At 65.9% G+C, this 17128-nt stretch carries 14 protein-coding genes; 5 read left to right on the forward strand and 9 right to left on the reverse strand.

The window, feature by feature from the left end; genetic code table 11:
* Positions 1-528: 528 nt before the first annotated feature.
* The 3 genes from GD628_RS00005 to GD628_RS00015 form a co-directional block, all read right to left on the reverse strand.
* Positions 529-1326, reverse strand: coding sequence for an MBL fold metallo-hydrolase (locus GD628_RS00005; protein ID WP_091603692.1), 798 nt, complete (start codon positions 1324-1326; stop codon positions 529-531).
* Between the two features lie 8 nt (positions 1327-1334).
* Complete coding sequence (locus GD628_RS00010) at positions 1335-2441, reverse strand: branched-chain amino acid aminotransferase (RefSeq protein ID WP_091603689.1); 1107 nt, start codon at positions 2439-2441, stop codon at positions 1335-1337.
* Between the two features lie 64 nt (positions 2442-2505).
* On the reverse strand, positions 2506-3570 hold the full coding sequence (locus GD628_RS00015) for a 3-isopropylmalate dehydrogenase (RefSeq protein WP_152273474.1): 1065 nt from the start codon (positions 3568-3570) through the stop codon (positions 2506-2508).
* Positions 3571-3745: 175 nt separating this feature from the next.
* Here GD628_RS00015 and GD628_RS00020 point away from each other — a divergent pair, with 175 nt between their 5' ends.
* The 5 genes from GD628_RS00020 (at position 3746) to GD628_RS00040 (ending at position 9839) form a co-directional block, all read left to right on the forward strand.
* Positions 3746-5011, forward strand: coding sequence for a sensor histidine kinase (locus GD628_RS00020; protein ID WP_152273475.1), 1266 nt, complete (start codon positions 3746-3748; stop codon positions 5009-5011).
* Between the two features lie 3 nt (positions 5012-5014).
* The gene (locus tag GD628_RS00025) at positions 5015-5737 is read left to right on the forward strand and encodes a response regulator (protein ID WP_091603680.1); all 723 of its coding nucleotides are present in this window, start codon (positions 5015-5017) and stop codon (positions 5735-5737) included.
* Positions 5738-5904: 167 nt separating this feature from the next.
* Complete coding sequence (locus GD628_RS00030; protein WP_091603677.1) at positions 5905-6675, forward strand: ABC transporter ATP-binding protein; 771 nt, start codon at positions 5905-5907, stop codon at positions 6673-6675.
* A 2-nt stretch (positions 6676-6677) separates the two neighbouring features.
* Entirely contained in the window at positions 6678-9191 is a 2514-nt protein-coding gene (locus tag GD628_RS00035) for an ABC transporter permease (protein WP_152273476.1), read from the forward strand.
* Positions 9192-9329: 138 nt separating this feature from the next.
* Positions 9330-9839 carry a hypothetical protein gene (locus tag GD628_RS00040; RefSeq protein WP_091603672.1) on the forward strand — a complete coding sequence of 170 codons (510 nt, stop codon included), beginning with the start codon at positions 9330-9332 and terminating at the stop codon, positions 9837-9839.
* Positions 9840-9915: 76 nt separating this feature from the next.
* Here the strand turns inward: GD628_RS00040 and metG are convergent, their stop codons facing one another.
* The 6 genes from metG to ilvN form a co-directional block, all read right to left on the reverse strand.
* A complete protein-coding gene (gene metG / locus GD628_RS00045) occupies positions 9916-11475 on the reverse strand; it encodes a methionine--tRNA ligase (RefSeq protein WP_152273477.1) in 1560 nt (519 codons plus the stop codon).
* 74 nt (positions 11476-11549) lie between these two features.
* Entirely contained in the window at positions 11550-12911 is a 1362-nt protein-coding gene (locus GD628_RS00050) for an FtsX-like permease family protein (protein WP_152273478.1), read from the reverse strand.
* Positions 12908-13618 carry an ABC transporter ATP-binding protein gene (locus tag GD628_RS00055; protein ID WP_152273479.1) on the reverse strand — a complete coding sequence of 237 codons (711 nt, stop codon included), beginning with the start codon at positions 13616-13618 and terminating at the stop codon, positions 12908-12910. The genes GD628_RS00050 and GD628_RS00055 overlap by 4 nt, the downstream gene beginning before the upstream one ends.
* A gap of 166 nt (positions 13619-13784) precedes the next feature.
* Positions 13785-15380, reverse strand: a complete 1596-nt coding sequence (gene serA, locus GD628_RS00060; RefSeq protein WP_091603660.1) for a phosphoglycerate dehydrogenase — start codon at positions 15378-15380, stop codon at positions 13785-13787.
* Between the two features lie 159 nt (positions 15381-15539).
* Positions 15540-16565 (reverse strand): ketol-acid reductoisomerase, encoded by a 1026-nt coding sequence (gene ilvC, locus GD628_RS00065; RefSeq protein WP_152273480.1) that lies wholly within the window; start codon positions 16563-16565, stop codon positions 15540-15542.
* A gap of 45 nt (positions 16566-16610) precedes the next feature.
* Positions 16611-17123, reverse strand: a complete 513-nt coding sequence (gene ilvN / locus GD628_RS00070; RefSeq protein ID WP_091603654.1) for an acetolactate synthase small subunit — start codon at positions 17121-17123, stop codon at positions 16611-16613.
* Positions 17124-17128 lie beyond the last annotated feature (5 nt).

Here is a 17128-nt window from a genome sequence, read left to right on the forward strand (position 1 = left end):
ACCCACGGGGTGGGCGGGACAGCCAATTCAACCAATTAAAATAATCGGTATCAATAAACTTGGCACACTATTGAGTTCTCAAACAACAGGCACATCCGGTCTACTCGGAAAACCATTCCCTCAAGGGGAATATTTGTTTTCTTTTCGCACCGCTGTGTGTTTTACCAGCATATTCCATCCGGACCGTTTTAGCAATTCGGTGAATTCCGTGGAATTCCATCCAAACCGGCTGTAAAAGCCCTTCCGGACCCATGCCAAACCGCCCGGTTTTACCCGGTTGATTCGTGTGGGTTTTGCTGCCGTCCGGCCTGTTCGGCCCCGCGGCAACTCGTTCTACTTTACACATCCACTGAGCCCTGCGCAACTCGGCAGGGCTGTGACCTCCTGCACGAACTTGCGGGCCAGGTGCTGCGCTTCTCCACGGTTCCAGGGATCCTTCCCCGCGTATCGGCGCATTTCCATTTTAGGGAAGACTCCCCTGCGCCGTGCAAGTCCGAATCGGGTGGGAGTGCTCACACGGTTCAGGCGTTAGCCACGGACCCTGAGGTACTCCAGCTGTGCAGCTACGGACAATTCGGCCGCAGCCCGGACCGCTGCGGGTACGTCGGCATAGACCGCATTGGCAACTTGCTCAACCGTGGCGTCGTCACCCAGCAGGCTGAGCACCCCCCGGATCTGAGCCAGCCGCTCATCGCGGTGGTCCCGATAGGTCAGGACAACGGATTCAAGGTTTTCAAGATCGGGTCCGTGGGCCGGCAGCACGGTGGCCGGTCCCAGCCGGCCAAGCTTCTCCAGGCTGGCCATGAAGTCCTGCAGGGTTCCGTCCGGGTAATCCAGGACGGTGGTCCCCCGGCCCAGGATGGTGTCCCCGGTAAGGACAGACCCGCTGGGTCCGTCCGCAGGGAGGAAGAAACACACCGAATCCGAGGTGTGCCCCGGAGTTGCCAGTACCTGGATTTCCACTCCCCCGGCGGAGATGGTCTCCCCGTCCTGGAGCGGAGAACCGCTGAAGCAGAACGCGGGGTCCGCGGCCCGGACAGGAGCACCGGTGAGTTCATGGAAGCGCTCCGCGCCTTCGGTATGGTCCGGATGACGGTGCGTGATCAGCACCAGTTCCACTTTCCCTGCAGCAGCCAGTCCGGCAAGGTGCTCTTCATCGGCCGGCCCGGGGTCGACGATGACGCACGGTCCGCCCGGCTCGGCCGCAAGGACGTAGCTCTTGGTGCCGTCAAGGCTCATGGGCCCGGGGTTATCGGCCAGCCGGTACCGGGCCAGCGGGGTACTGCTGACTATCCGGCCCGGTGCCGGCTGCGCCGATGTACTCATGCTCTCCCCTAGGCCAGGCGGGTCAGCCAGCCGCGGGTGTCCTCCACGGCACCGGTCTGGATCCCCAACAGTTCACGCCGGATGGACATGGTTACTTCACCTGCAGCTGCTTCTGGAGAGCCGATCGTCTCGGTTTCAGACTTCAGTTCCCCGACGGGGGTGATCACTGCTGCGGTTCCGCAGGCGAAGACCTCAGTGATATCTCCGGAGGCAACGCCGTCGCGCCATTCGTCCAGGGTGATCTTGCGTTCTTCCACCGTCAGTCCGCGGTCTCGGCCCAGCTGGAGCACCGAGTCGCGCGTGATTCCGTGCAGGATGGTGCCGGAGAGCGCCGGTGTCACAAGGCGTCCGTCCTTGAAGACGAAGAAGACGTTCATGCCGCCCAGCTCTTCAACGGCGTTGTCATTGAACTCATCCAGGAACAGGACCTGCTTGCAGCCGTTCGCTTCGCCTTCCATCTGCGCGATGAGCGAGGCTGCGTAGTTGCCGCCGCACTTGGCTTCGCCGGTGCCGCCGCGGCCCGCGCGGGCGTACTTGGTGGAAAGCCAGATCGAAACCGGCTTCAGTTCTCCGCCGAAGTAGTTGCCTGCCGGTGAGGCGATCACGCGGTAGGACACCTCACGGGCGGGACGGACGCCCAGGAACGCCTCGGTGGCGATCATGAACGGGCGCAGGTACAGGGATTCACCGTCACCGGAAGGCACCCAGTCGCGGTCGACGGCGACAAGCCGGCTCAGCGATTCGAGGAACAGTTCCTCGGGCAGCTCGGGCAGGGCAAGGCGGCGAGCCGAAGCGTTCAGGCGCGCGGCGTTGGCCTCGGGGCGGAAGGTCCAGACGGAACCGTCCCCGTGCCGGTAGGCCTTCAGCCCTTCGAAGATTTCCTGGCCGTAGTGCAGCACGGATGCAGCGGGATCCATGGCAATTGGCCCGTAGGGTTCAATGCGCGCGTTTTCCCATGCGCCTTCGCCGGACTCCGCAACACGGTAGTCAATGACGGCGGTGTGGTCCGTGAAGTGGTTTCCAAAACCCGGGTCGGCCAGGATCGCGGCGCGTTCCTGCTCAGACTTGGGCTGGGTGGATAGCTTCTGGGTGAATTCCAGAGCGCTGACAGACATTATTCCTCCACGGTGAACGGCGCGGCCGTCGTTCGTCTTCCTGTTGATCGGGTCACTGTTGAGCTTATGACACAGCCGCGGCGATCGCATCGCCGATTTCCGCGGTGGTGCGCGTGTTTCCTGCGCGGGCAGCGACGTCGGCTTCCACTGCCTGTTCCACGCGGGCGGCTTCATCCGTGAAACCGAGGTGCGCCAGGAGCAGGGCTGCGGAGAGGATCGCGGCGGTGGGATCCGCCTTCTGCTGGCCTGCGATGTCCGGAGCGGAACCGTGCACCGGTTCAAACATGGACGGGAACGTGCCCTCCATGTTGATGTTGCCGGAGGCCGCCAGGCCGATACCGCCGGTGACGGCAGCCGCGAGGTCGGTGAGAATGTCCCCGAACAGGTTGTCCGTGACAATGACGTCAAAGCGGGACGGATCCGTGGTGAGGAAGATCGTGGCGGCGTCGACGTGCAGGTAATCCACCTCCACCTCGGGGAACTCCGCGGCCACGGCCTCGACGGTCCGCTTCCAGAGGCTGCCCGCATAGACCAGGACGTTGTGCTTGTGGACCAGGGTCAGCTTGCGGCGCGGCCGGTCGCTGGCGCGGCGGAACGCGTCGCGAACTACGCGCTCGACGCCGTAGGCAGTATTGAGCGAAACCTCGGTGGCGATTTCCTGCGGCGTTCCGGTGCGCAGCGAACCGCCGTTGCCGACGTACGGGCCCTCGGTTCCTTCCCGCACCACAACGAAATCGATCTCGCCGGGATGGGCCAGCGGACTGGTGACTCCCGGGTAGAGCTTGGACGGGCGCAGGTTGACGAAGTGGTCCAGGCTGAAGCGCAGCTTCAGGAGCATCTCCCGCTCGATCAGGCCCGAGGGCATCTTGGCGTCTCCCGGGGCGGCGCCGACGGCACCGAAGAGGATAGCGTCGTGCTTCTTAATTGCCTCGAGGGTCTCATCCGGAAGCGTTTCCCCGGTGCGCAGCCAGTGCTCGGCACCGAGCTGGTATTCGGTGAGATCGAACTGCGCGGGGCCGGACGCGGTGACGGCTTTGAGGACCTTGACGGCCTCGGCCGTGACTTCGGGACCGATTCCGTCTCCGGGGATGACTGCCAGTGAGATGACCTTCGACGCTTCTTCGCTCATGCTGCAATTCTAGGAAGAGCGTCCAGATGGCGGTCAACATGTCTCGCATAATGAGACGCACGACCGCGGCACGACGGAACGTGTCGCCATCCTGGGATGACGCCCCTCCGCCCGAACGGCAAATCAGACCATGGCATGAGGTAGGGACCGCAGTGCGGGCCTAAAGTTGTTGTCCATGCTCCTGCACCGCCGTATCTATGCCTGGACCCAGGCGAATCCCTTCATCGTGGACCTCTTCGGTGCACTGCTGGCCATCCTGTTTTTCGCAATTCCTTTCCTGCTGGCGGGAGGCAGCACCGGCCTGCGCGAGTTCGTCCTGTCCGTCGCCATCTGCCTCCCGCTGGCCTGGCGCCGCACCAGACCGGTCCCGGCAGCAGCGGTGATGGCCGCGGCCTGCCTGATCCAGCTTCCCGCGGTCCCGGAGACCGGCCTGCCTGCAGACTTCTTCGTCCTCGTCATGGTGCACGCCCTCGCCGCCTACGCCCCGCGCTGGGCCAGCCTCGGCGGGCTTGCCCTCGCGTTGATCGGCGGCGTGCTGCTGATCCTCCAGTACCTGGTGCGCCCCTACATCTCCTTCAGCACGGAGCCCGGCACGGTCTCCGGCGTCCACGTGGGCATGATCGGATTCTGGATCATCGCCCTCGTAGCGGTCGAAGCGGTGGTCCTGGTCTCCTGGACCTTCGGCGACCTGACCCGGACCAGGCGACTGGCCATGGAGTCGCTGCGTGACCGGGCCCGCCGCCTGGAAGTTGAACGCCAGCAGGAACGGGACCTGGCAGCTGCTGACGAACGTACCCATATCGCCCGCGAAATGCATGACATCGTGGCGCACTCGCTGTCGGTCATCATTACGCAGGCCGACGGCGCCAGGTATGCGAGCGCCCAGGACCCGGAGATCGCTGCGGCGACGCTGGGCACCATCGCAGAGACCGGCAGGGGGTCGCTGCGCGAGATGCGGCGCCTGCTCGGAGTGCTCCGCGGTGACGACGGCGCGTCTACCCGTCCGCTGCCGTCGCTGGCGGACATTGGGGACCTCGTGGACGGCGTCAAGCGCGCGGGAGTGGACGTGCAGATCATCACCGCGGGTGCCATGCGCCGGTCCCTGCCAGCCGGCGCCGAACTCACGGCCTACCGGGTGGTCCAGGAGGCGCTGACCAATGTGCTGAAGCACGCCGGTCCGCAGGCCCGGGCCAAGGTGGACCTGGACTGGACCGCGCGCGGACTGGGCATCACGGTGACCGACGACGGCCGGGGAGCCGGCGCGGATCCGGTCCGGGACGGAGACAGGACCACCGACGGCGCGCCCCGCACCCCCGGCGCAGGGCAGGGCATCATCGGCATGAAGGAACGCGTGGCGCTCTACGATGGAACCCTGGAGGCCGCTCCCGCCCCCGGCGGCGGATTCCGCGTCGCCGCATTCATTCCCTATACGGAGGCCTAACGCATGACCATCCCCTCCCCCGGTGCTCCCGGGGAGACTGAGCCCGCCGCGCCCATCCGCGTAGCCCTTGTCGATGACCAGCAGCTCGTCCGCGGCGGCTTCAAGATGCTGATCAACTCCCAGCCGGACCTGATGGTGACCGCCGAGGCCGGCAACGGGGCCGAAGCCGTGCGGGTGCTCTCCCAGGCCGCTGCCGACGTCGTGCTGATGGACGTGAGGATGCCGGGCATGGACGGCATTGAGGCAACCGCGCGGATCCTTGCGGAGGCCGGCTCGCAGGGAACGGAAATCAAGGTGGTGGTGCTGACAACCTTCGACCTCGACGAGTACGCGCTGTCCGCCATCCGGGCCGGTGCCAGCGGTTTCCTGCTCAAGGACGCACCGCCCGAGGAACTGCTCGAGGCCATCCGCACCGTCTACCGCGGGGACGCGGTGATAGCGCCGTCCACCACCCGCCGGCTGCTGGACCACGTGGCGCCCATGCTGCGCGAGCCCACCCCGGAAGTGAGCCGGCATGCCGCCAGCGTGGAGACCCTTACTCCCCGCGAGCGCGAGGTGTTTGCCCTCATCGCGGGCGGGCTGTCCAACCCGGAGATCGCTGCGAAGCTCTTCCTCTCCGAAGCGACCGTGAAGACCCACGTAGGGCACATCCTGGCCAAGCTCGGGGCGCGGGACCGCGTCCAGGCTGTCGTGATCGCCTATGAGACGGGAATCGTCACGCCGTAACTCCCCGGAGGTACCCATGGTGTCCGCAGAAGCAGCGGCGCAGGAGCTGCTGCCGGAGTCCTACCGGCTGGCGGGGCCGGTTCCACCCACGGGATGAGAAGGGGCGTGGAACATACCCGCCCCTGACCCGATGTGCCGGGCATGCCGCCGCCAATAGCGTAGAGGGCATGACAACCCTTACTGAGCACTCCGCTGCGCCGGGACCCGGCAGCTCCACGGCTGCCGCCGCCGCGCAGGCCCTGAACAAGACCTACGGAAAAGGCGACACCGCCGTTCACGCCCTGCGCGACGTCGACGTCCGCTTCGAAACCGGCACCTTCACCGCCATCATGGGCCCCTCCGGCTCGGGCAAATCCACATTGATGCACTGCCTCGCCGGCCTGGACAGCGCCGACTCAGGCCACATCTGGATTGGCGGAACCGAAATCACTTCCCTCAAGGATGCTGAGATCACTCGGCTGCGCCGCGACAGCGTCGGCTTCGTGTTCCAGTCCTTCAACCTGGTCCCCACGCTGACCGCCGAACAGAACATCACCCTCCCGGTGTCCCTTGCCAACGGCAAGGTTGATGCCGCCTGGCTCGCCGAGATCACGCGCACCCTTGGCCTCGAGGGCAGGCTCAAGCACCGTCCCCATGAACTTTCCGGCGGCCAGCAGCAGCGCGTCGCAGTTGCCCGCGCGCTGCTGACCCGCCCGCACGTCATCTTCGGTGACGAGCCCACCGGCAACCTCGATTCGCGCTCGGGCGCCGAAGTCCTCTCGCTGCTGCGGCGTTCCTCACGCGAGATGGGCCAGAGCATCATCATGGTCACCCATGATCCAGTAGCTGCTTCCTACGCGGACCGCGTGGTGCTGATGAATGACGGCGCGCTCGTGGGCGAGCTGAACAACCCCACGCCGGAAAGCGTACTGGCAGCGCTGACGAAGCTGGGGGCATAACGGTGCTGCAGGTAGCCCTGGCGCAGGTGCGCCTCAATGCCCGGCGTTTCATCGCCGTCGGCGTGGCCGTGATGATCGCCGTCGGCTTCCTCACCGCCACCCTGATCATCAACGCCTCCTCGAAGGCTTCCCTGACCCAGAGCGTCGGACAGAGCTTCCGCAACGCAGACCTGGTGCTTTCGGCCGCTTACGACGACGACGCCGGCTCCTGGGCAACCCTCGACGAGCAGACGGCGGAGGTGGCCGGCAGCGCTGACGGTGTGGAAGACACCTACGCGGTGCTCTCTTCCTCCGTGGCGGTTCGGGACGGCCGCGGAAGCTCCTACGCCGTCCTGGCCAATCTTCCGGACGACGTTTCCCTGCTGCCGGTGGACGTCGTGAAGGGCAGCCTCCCGGCAGCTACCGGTGAGGTTGCCATCGATGAGCAGACCGCCGACCGCCGGGGCATTACCATCGGCTCGGTACTGCCCGTGGTGTCCTCGGACAATCTGGAGGGTGATGAAACTCCGCTCACGGTGACGGCACTCGTTGAGGCCTCTTCCGATCCGCGCTCGATGGGCGCCACCCAGCTTTACGCGACCGCAGCAACGGTCGCCCCCTTCGCCAACCTGGAGTTCGGCTTCGACTCCATCCAGCTCGCCCTGGCGGACAACGCGTCCGCGACGGCAGTCCAGACGGCGCTGACGCAGGCACTCAGCGACGCCGGCATCAAGGCGGTCACTGTTCGCACGGTGGAGGAAGAGACCACCGAACTCATGGCCGGCTTCACCGGCGGCCAGGACAGCCTGACTGTCATCCTGCTCGCTTTCGCCGCGGTTGCCCTGCTGGTCTGCGCCCTCGTAGTTTCCAACACCTTCTCGGTCCTGGTGGCCCAGCGCACCCGCGAGCTCGCCCTGCTGCGCTGCATCGGCGCCGGCCGGTCGCAGATCCGCCGCTCCGTCCTCGTGGAGGCGCTGCTGGTCGGCATCGTGTCCTCGATTATCGGTGTGCTGGCAGCCGTGGGACTGGTGGGCGGAATCGTGGCCTACCTGCGGACCCTGCCGGAAAGCGGTTTCGCCACCCTGGATGTTCCCCCGCTGGCAGTCGCGGCAGGGATTGCGGCAGGCGTGATCCTCACTGTCCTCGCGGCCCTAGTTCCTGCCCGGGCGGCGACTGCCGTGGCACCGCTCGCAGCCCTCCGTCCCGCAGATGACGTCCGGGCCGGTACCCGCAAGGGGCGCGTCCGGCTGGTGTCGGGCCTCGTGCTGACCGCCGCGGGTGCCGCACTGCTGGGCTACGGTGCTTCCCAGGGAGACCTGCTGGTCGCGCTCCCGGGCGGCATCCTGAGCTTCGTGGGCATCCTGATGTGCTCCACGCTCTTCATCCCGCCGCTGGTCCGTGCCGTGGGCTTCCTCGCCTCCCCGCTCGGCGTACCTGGCAAACTGGCAGCGGTCAACGCCGTCCGTAATCCGCAGCGGACGTCCGCCACCTCCTCTGCGCTGCTCATCGGCGTCACCCTGGTGGTCATGATGATGACGGGCGCTGCCACCGCCCGGAGCGCGTTCAACGACACGCTCGCCGGCGAGTTCCCGGTGGACGTCACCGTCAGCGGAGCCATTCCGGTGGAATCGCCGTTCACCGCGAAGGACGCAGCCGCAGCAGCGGCCGTTGACCACGTGGACCAAGCAGCTTTCCTTCCGGTCGCCGGCCTGATCGACAGGGATGGTGAAGAAGTTCCGGTCTACTCCCTGGACCCTGCTGACAGCCAAGTCCTGCAGGACGCTTCCATGGTTCCCGAAGCGGGCACCATCACCATGCCGCAGGGCACCGAAGGAGAGATGCTCACCGTGCGCGGTGCCGCAGGAGACGTGGAACTGAAGATTGTGACTTCTGAGAGCCGCAACTTCTCCCCGCTGGTAAGCACTGACACCGCGCGGCTGCTGGGCGGCGTACCGGAGGAACAGACCCCGGAACAGTTCCGCGCACAGCCGATGCTGTGGATCGCCGTCGCCGACGGCCTGAACACGCCGTCCATCATGGAACTCCAGACAGCCCTCGCGGAGGCCCTGAACATCCAGGACTACCAGGTCACGGGCGCCGCCATCGAGCGCGCTGCCTTTGAACAGGTCATCGACGTGCTGCTGATGGTGGTCACCGGACTGCTGGGCGTCGCCGTCGTCATTGCCCTGGTGGGCGTGGCCAACACCCTGTCCCTCTCCGTCCTGGAGCGGACCCGGGAATCCTCGCTGCTGCGGGCACTGGGCCTGACCAAGGGCCAGCTGCGCGGCATGCTGGGACTGGAGGCGGTGCTGATCGCCGGAGTGGCGGCCCTGCTTGGGCTCGGACTCGGAGCGGTGTACGGGTGGCTTGGCGCGCAGTCCGCCCTGGGCGGCTTCGCCGATGTGACACCGGCACTGCCGTGGGTCCAGCTGGCCGGCGTGCTGGCCGTGGCCCTGGTGGCGGGGCTGGGCGCATCCCTGCTCCCGGCCCGCCGGGCAGCGCGGCTCTCCCCCGTCGCCGGACTGGCCGCAGACTAGCGGCCGCAGATAAGGCGCGAGGCGGTACCCGATGGGTGCCGCCTCGCGCTTTATGCCTCTGATCTGCAAAGATACACAGCATACTGATAACCCGAGCCGGCGCTGTCAGCCGTGCCAGGAACAGAAAAAGGAGCCGCCATGCCGCAGAAAGAAACCGGCCGCACGCCCCGCCACGAATCACTGGCCGCTTACCTGGATGATCACCTGCTGGGTGCAGAGACCGGAGTCCGCCTCTTCAAGGCCGCCCGGGAAACCTGGGAGGGAACCGAGCACGAGAGTGTCTTCGCGGACCTGGTTCAGCAGATTTCCGACGAGCGGGATGAGCTTGAAACCCTGATCCTGGCGCTGGGCTACCAGCGCAGCCGCTTCAAGAAGGCGCTGGCACTGGTTGGCGCGGCCGGCGGCAGGCTCGGCCCCATCAATCCGCTCAGCACCGGGAAAGGAACCACCGGCCAGCTGGAACTTGAGACACTGCAGTCGATTGTGCGCGCAAAGGAGTGCCTCTACCGGACCCTGCTGGTACTTTCCGCCCACGACCACCGGTTCCACGCCCCGCGGATCCGCGAACTGCTCGAGCTCGCCCGGAACCAGCAGGACGCCGTCGCGAAGGTCATGGAGGATACCGTTCCCGCCCGCTTCCTCACCTAGCCTTCCCCTCCACCGAGATGACAGAAACTGCACGTACCAGCGCTGGTACGTGCAGTTTCTGTCATCTCGTTTAGGTTTACTCCGCCGGCTCTTCGTACTTGGGGAAGATCGGCGCCGGAGCGGGCAGTTCGGTGCCGGGGACCAGCGGGGTGCCCAGCGCGGCGAAGGCGCGGGCGTCGCCGTCGGGCTGGCCCAGTACATCCAGCAGCTTGCCGGCACTGACCGGCATGACCGGCTGGATGAGGATGGCGACGATCCGCAGGACTTCCAGCGTCACGTACAGCACGGTGTTCATGCGCTCGACGTCGGTCTTCCGCAGCACCCACGGGGCCTGCTCGGCGAAGTAGGCATTGGTATCGCCGAGGACCTTCCAGGTGGCCTCGAGCGCACCGTGGAAGTCCTGCACGTCATACGCCTCGCGGGAAACGTCCAGCAGCTTTCCGGCGGCCTCGAGCAGTGCCTTGTCCTCGTCCGTAAACTCCCCCGGCTGCGGAACCGCACCGGCGCAGTTCTTGGCCACCATGGACAGGGAACGCTGGGCGAGGTTGCCCAGGTTGTTGGCGAGGTCGGAGTTCATCCGTCCCACCACGGCCTCATGGTTGTAGGAGCCGTCCGCACCAAAGGGCACTTCGCGCAGCAGAAAGAAGCGGACTGAATCGAGCCCGTACTGGTCCGCCCAGTCCTTGGGCGCCACCACGTTGCCCAGCGACTTGGACATCTTGACGCCCTTGTTGTGCAGGAAGCCGTGGATCATGATCCGCTTGGGCAGTTCCAGTTTCGCGGACATCAGGAACGCCGGCCAGAAAATGGCGTGGAAGCGGGAGATGTCCTTGCCAATCACATGGACGTCGGCCGGCCAGTACTTCCGGAAGGTTTCGCTCTCCGTGTCCGGGAAGCCGACGCCGGTCAGGTAGTTGGTCAGCGCGTCCACCCACACATACATCACGTGGTCCGGGTTGCCGGGAACCGGAACGCCCCAGTCAAAGGTGGTGCGGGAAATGGAGAGGTCCTCGAGTCCGCCCTTGACGAAGCTGATGACCTCGTTGAAGCGGGAACGCGGTGCGGCGAAGTCCGGCTGGGACTCGTACAGCGCCAGCAGCTTGTCCTGGTAGGCCGAGAGGCGGAAAAAGTAGCTCTCCTCTTCCGTCCAGGTCACCTCAGTGTCGGTTTCCTTGGAGTAGCGCACGCCGTCCTCACGGACTTCGGTTTCGTCTTCGCCGTAATACGCCTCGTCGCGGACGGAGTACCAGCCGGAGTACTTGGACAGGTAGATGTCGCCGTTCTCCTCCATGCGCCTCCAGATGGCCTGGGCGGCGGCATAGTGGTCCGCGTCCGTGGTGCGGATAAACCGGTCATAGGAAGTGCCCATGTCCGCTTCCATCTGCTGGAAGGCAGCGGAGTTGCGGTCTGCCAGTTCCTTGGCGGTGATGCCTTCCTTGTCCGCGGACTGCTGCATCTTGAGCCCGTGCTCGTCCGTACCCGTCATGAAGAAGACGTCGTAGCCGTCCAGCCGCTTGAAGCGGGCCATCGCATCGGTGGCGATGTGCTCGTACGCGTGGCCGATGTGCGGCTGGCCGTTGGGGTAGGAGATGGCTGTGGTGATGTAGAACGGAGTCTTGGAGTCGGTTGAAGTCACACTAGAAAATTACCCTGTTTCGGCGCGGCTTGTCGCTTCGGGCCGGGCACGGCCCCGGCCCGAAGCAGCGTGTGTCAGTGAGCGTCGGCCTCCAGCACCGAGGTGAGCACCGGAGAGGTGGCCGCGAGCCCGGCCCGGACCAGCAGGATTCCCACCGCCACGGAGGCCGCAAGGAACCCCATGGCCACCGGATTGAAAATCAGGGCGGCACCGACTACAGGGAAGAGCAGCGCCCCGGAAACGGCCGCGGACGCCGTACTGACCAGCACCACGGGCTGCATCACCGCGCCGGTGCGCGCCGCGTCGATCACGTCCCGGGGCATTCCCATCCGGTGCAGGCTGCGGTACAGCTCCGCACGGTCCAGGACTGTCGCTGCCTGGTTGATACCTGCGGAGCAGGCAACCATCAGGAAACCGGCGATCACGGTGATCAAGACTCCGGTCATAATGTCCTGGATCAGGAAGTCTTCCGGCCCTCCGGACTGTGCGGTCTGCAGCAGGGCGGCCCCGGCCCCGGCAACGACGGCGGTGAAACAGACCATTGACAGTGCGCTGACCTGCCGCCAGGCTGCCTTCGGGGCATCCAGTATAATCCGGGCTGCGAGCAGCGCCTGCGGAGTGGCTGCCCGCCGCAGGCGCAGTCCGGCGGAGCGGGCCACGAGCCACGGGCCCACCAGGTTCAGCACGGCGAGGCCGCCGGCGAAGGCTGCGAAGATGATGGCCAGTGCAATCGCCGCCGCGCCGACCGGAGTCATCAGCCCGGCTACGCAGAGTCCCACAATGAGCACTGCGATGCCGGCACGTGACCAATGGACTTTCTGGGCATCGGCCCGGGTGCGCACACCCAGCGGAGAAATGACCACGCGGCGGAGGCTGATCACGGAGCTGACTGCGGCGAGGACGACGACGGCGGCAACTCCGGCGGCTGCGGCACCAGGATGCAGCCAGTAGGCACTTCCCAGTGCCGCGCCGCGGAAATGGATCAGCTGGACGAACGGGGCGAGCACGACGTAGCCGAGGACACCGGCGAGGGCTCCGGCGAAAGCCTGGGCAGCGGCTTCCAGGACCGTGACCTGCCGGACTGTCCGGGCGGAGGCGCCGAGCAGCCGGAGGGTCGAGAGGTGTTCGTCACGGCGCCGGGCGGACAGGCGTGCAGCTGATCCACCCAGTGTCAGGAGCGGCAGGACCAGCAGGATCAGGGCAAAGGCAGCCAGCAGCAGGTACAGGTTCCCCTCGTCATCGCCCCACTGGGTGAAGGACAGGGCTCCGGCGAGCACGGTCAGGAGCAGCGTGGTGACGACGGCAAAGGACGCTGCGGGCAGCAGCGCGGCAGCGGATCCCGCGGTGCCGGGCCGGTTCAGCAGCCATGTCAGCCGCAGCGGTACCGCCCACGGGGATGAATCCACCGCCCGGGCGACGGCGCCGGACGCACTCATCGGGCCACCTCAGCCGTGTCCGCAACAATCCGGCCGTCGGCCAGTGTGACTACCCTGCTGCACCAGCGGGCGACTTCGGGATCATGCGTGACCACCACGAGGGCGCGTCCGGTTCCCGCCACGGACTGCAGCAGCAGTGCCATCACCTCCGCGGAGGTGCGCGAGTCAAGAGCCCCTGTGGGCTCGTCCGCGAACAGAACCCGGGCACCGTTGACCTGGGCCCGCGCTATGGCCACCCGTTGGGCCTGCCCGCCGGAGAGCTCTCCTATCCGGCGTCCTTCCATCCCGGCCAGTCCCAGCGCTGCAAGGGCGGCAACGGCCTGCTGCTCGGCGGCCGGGCGCGGGGTTCCGTTGAGCATCAGTGCCAGCGCCACGTTTTCGCCGGCGGTCAGCTCGGGAATCAGCAGGCCCTGCTGGAATACGAAGCCAAACTCGGTGCGGCGCAGCGCCGAGCGGGCCCCGTCATTAAGGGAGCTGACTTCCACCGGCGCAGCGCCGGAATACCTGACGGTGCCGGCGTCCGGCAGCACGATCCCTGCCAGGCAGTGCAGCAGGGTGGTCTTGCCCGATCCGGAGGCGCCCATGACGGCAGTAGCCTCTCCGGCCCGCACCTGCAGGCTGACACCGGCCAGTGCGGTCGAGTTTCCGTAGTTCTTAGTCAGGTTGGCGGCTGCAAGCAGGGTTGCGCCGGGCAGGGATTCACTCATGGATCCATCCTGTCCCGGCGGACCCCGCACGCACATCGGCTCTCAGCGTGAACCCGGCGGCAGCGGCGTCGTACTGCGGGTGGAGGCCGGGACCGCTGTGCTGCTCCCCCGGACGCAGCAGAGGCCGGCTCCAAACGGAACCGGCCTCTGCTCAACGCAAGGCGACTTAGTCCTGCAGGTCCACTTCGCGTGCCACGGTTGCACCGATCGCATCGCGGACGGTTTCCAGGACGTCCTGCGGCACGGAGGAATCCACCGTCAGCAGGGACAGGGCCTGGCCACCCTCGGAGTTGCGGGCCACCTGCATGCCGGCGATGTTGATTTCCGCTTCGCCCAGGATGCGGCCCAGTGCGCCGATGACGCCGGGGCGGTCCTGGTAGATCAGCACCAGCAGGTGTTCGCTGATCGGGATTTCAAGGTCGTAGCCGTTGACGCCCACCAGCTTCTGGATCTGCTTGGGGCCGGTCAGCGTGCCGGCAACCTCGAGCTGAGTGCCGTCGGAGAGCGCGCCCCGGATGGTGAGCAGGTTCCGGTAGTCGTCAACGTCGGGCGTGGTGATGAGGCGGACGGCAATGCCGCGCTGCTCAGCCAGCACCGGAGCGTTCACGTAGGAAACCTGCTCCGAGACGATGTCGGTGAAGATGCCCTTCAGCGCGGCCAGTTCCAGCGCCTTCACGTCCAGTGACGCGATTTCTCCGGCTACCTCGATGTCGATGGCGGTCATTGAATCGTGCGCCAGTGCGGTGAAGATCCGGCCCAGCTTTTCGATCAGAGGGATGCCTGGGCGGACGTCCTCGGCGATGACGCCGCCGGCGACGTTCACGGCGTCGGGCACCAGTTCACCGGCCAGGGCCAGGCGGACCGACTTCGCGACGGAAATCCCCGCCTTCTCCTGCGCTTCGTCGGTGGAGGCTCCCAGGTGCGGGGTCACAATGACGTTGTCCAGGGCGAAGAAGGGCAGGTCGGTGCTGGGCTCCTTCACAAAGACGTCGACGCCGGCGCCGGCGATCTTGCCTTCGGTCAGGGCGGTGTAGAGCGCGTCTTCGTCCACGAGGCCGCCGCGGGCCACGTTCACCACGTAGGCGGTGTCCTTCATCTTCTCGAACGCCTCGGCGCCGAGCATGCCAACCGTCTCCGGCGTCTTGGGCATGTGGATGGTCACGAAGTCAGACTGTTCCAGCAGCTCGTCCAGCGTGACCAGCTTGACGTTCAGCTGGGCGGCACGCGCAGAGGTGATGTACGGGTCATAGGCCAGGACCTCAGTGCCGAAGCCCTGGACACGGGCTGCCACCAGGGCACCGATGCGGCCCAGGCCGATGATGCCGACCTTCTTCTCGAACAGCTCGGTGCCGGTGTACTTGGAGCGCTTCCACTCCCCGCCCTTGAGGGCGGAGGACGCCTGCGGAATGTGGCGGGCGAGGGAGAGGATATGGCCGACGGTCAGTTCGGCAGCGGAGATGATGTTCGACGTCGGGGCGTTGACCACCATGACGCCGGCCTGTGTGGCGGAACGGATGTCCACGTTGTCCAGGCCCACGCCGGCGCGGGCGATGACCTTCAGGTTCTTGGCAGCGGCGATGGCTTCGGCATCCACCTGGGTGGCGGAGCGCACCAGGATCGCGTCGACATCCGCGATGGCGGAGAGCAGCTGGGAACGGTCTGCGCCGTCGGTCTGGCGGATCTCAAAGTCGGGGCCCAGGGCCTCAACCGTGGCCGGGGAAAGTTCCTCCGCGAGAAGTACTACTGGTTTGGTGGCAGTCACCGATGACCTCTTTAGCTGTGTGTCGATGTGGTTTTGGGTATTTCACGCCGAAGGCCGGACCCCGTGCAGGGCCCGGCCTCCTTACCGAAACGGCTTGCTTTTCAAGCGTAGCGCCGCGGCAACTGACACGGGGAATCCGTGCCTTTGTTACCGGCGGAATTAACGCGCGACGGAGCCTTCGGTGTAATCGTCGTCGGACTTGATCCAGGAGAACAGCTTGCGCAGTTCGCGGCCGGTGGCCTCGATCGGGTGGTCCTCACCCTTCTGGCGCAGTTCCTTGAACTCCGGAGCGCCGGCGTCCTGGTCATCGATGAAGCGCTTGGCGAAGGCACCGTTCTGGATGTCCGCGAGGACAGCCTTCATGTTTTCCTTCACCTCGGGGGTGATGACGCGCGGGCCGGAGACGTAGTCGCCGTACTCAGCGGTGTCTGAGACGCTCCAGCGCTGCTTGGCGATGCCGCCTTCAACCATCAGGTCAACGATCAGCTTGAGCTCGTGCAGCACCTCGAAGTAGGCGACCTCCGGCTTGTAGCCGGCCTCGGTCAGCGTTTCGAAGCCGTACTGGATCAGCTGGGAAGCGCCGCCGCAGAGGACAGCCTGCTCGCCGAAGAGGTCGGTTTCGGTCTCTTCGGTGAAGGTGGTCTCGATGACTCCTGCACGGGTGCCGCCGATGGCCTTGGCGTAGGAAAGCGCCAGGTCCTTGGCCTTGCCGGAGGCATTCTGTTCGACGGCGATCAGGTCCGGAACACCGCGGCCTGCTTCGAACTCGCGGCGGACAATGTGGCCCGGGCCCTTCGGAGCAACCAGTGCGACGTCGACGTCGGCCGGCGGCTGGATGTAGCCGTAGCGGATGTTGAAGCCGTGGCCGAAGAACAGGGCGTCGCCGGACTTCAGGTTCGGGGCGATCTCTTCGGCGTAGACGAAGCGCTGGACCTGGTCCGGGGTGAGGACCATGATCAGGTCTGCTTCGGCAACGGCGTCGGCAACGCTGAGGACCTTCAGGCCTTCGGCTTCTGCCTTGGCGCGGGACTTGGAGCCTTCCTTGAGGCCAACGCGGACATCAACACCGGAATCGCGCAGGCTCAGGGCGTGTGCGTGGCCCTGGCTGCCGTAGCCGATGACGGCGACTTTGCGTCCCTGGATGATCGACAGGTCTGCGTCGTCGTCGTAATACATGTCAGTCACTTCAATATCTCCTGTTTGGTCTTGGATAAAGGTTTGCGGGTGGAACTAGGCGCTGCGCAGGGCGCGGTCGGACATCGACTTGGCGCCGCGGCCAACGGCCAGCGTTCCGGATTGAACAATTTCGCGGATGCCAAAGGGCTCCAGCACTGAGAGCAGTGCATTGAGCTTTTCGGCGGTGCCAGTTGCCTCAACGATCAGGGAGTCTGTAGACACATCTACCACTGAAGCACGGAACAGCTCGGCTGCCTGGGTTACCTGCAGCCGGGTTGCGGCATCCGCGCGAACCTTGACCAAGATGTGGTCGCGTTGCACGGAAGACTCGGGAACAAGTTCGACAATCTTGATGACGTTGACGAGCTTGTTCAGTTGCTTGGTGACCTGCTCCAGCAGGTCACCTTCAGCCTCGACGACGACGGTGATGCGGGACAGGCCCGCAACTTCCGACGGGCCGACGGCCAAAGAATTGATGTTGAACGCCCGGCGGGCGAACAGGGACGCAACACGGGTCAGGACACCGGGTACGTCTTCTACGAGCACGGAAAGGGTGTGGCGTGCCATGTCCC

Source organism: Arthrobacter koreensis (genome assembly GCF_009193255.1).
Lineage (GTDB): Bacteria > Actinomycetota > Actinomycetes > Actinomycetales > Micrococcaceae > Arthrobacter_B > Arthrobacter_B koreensis.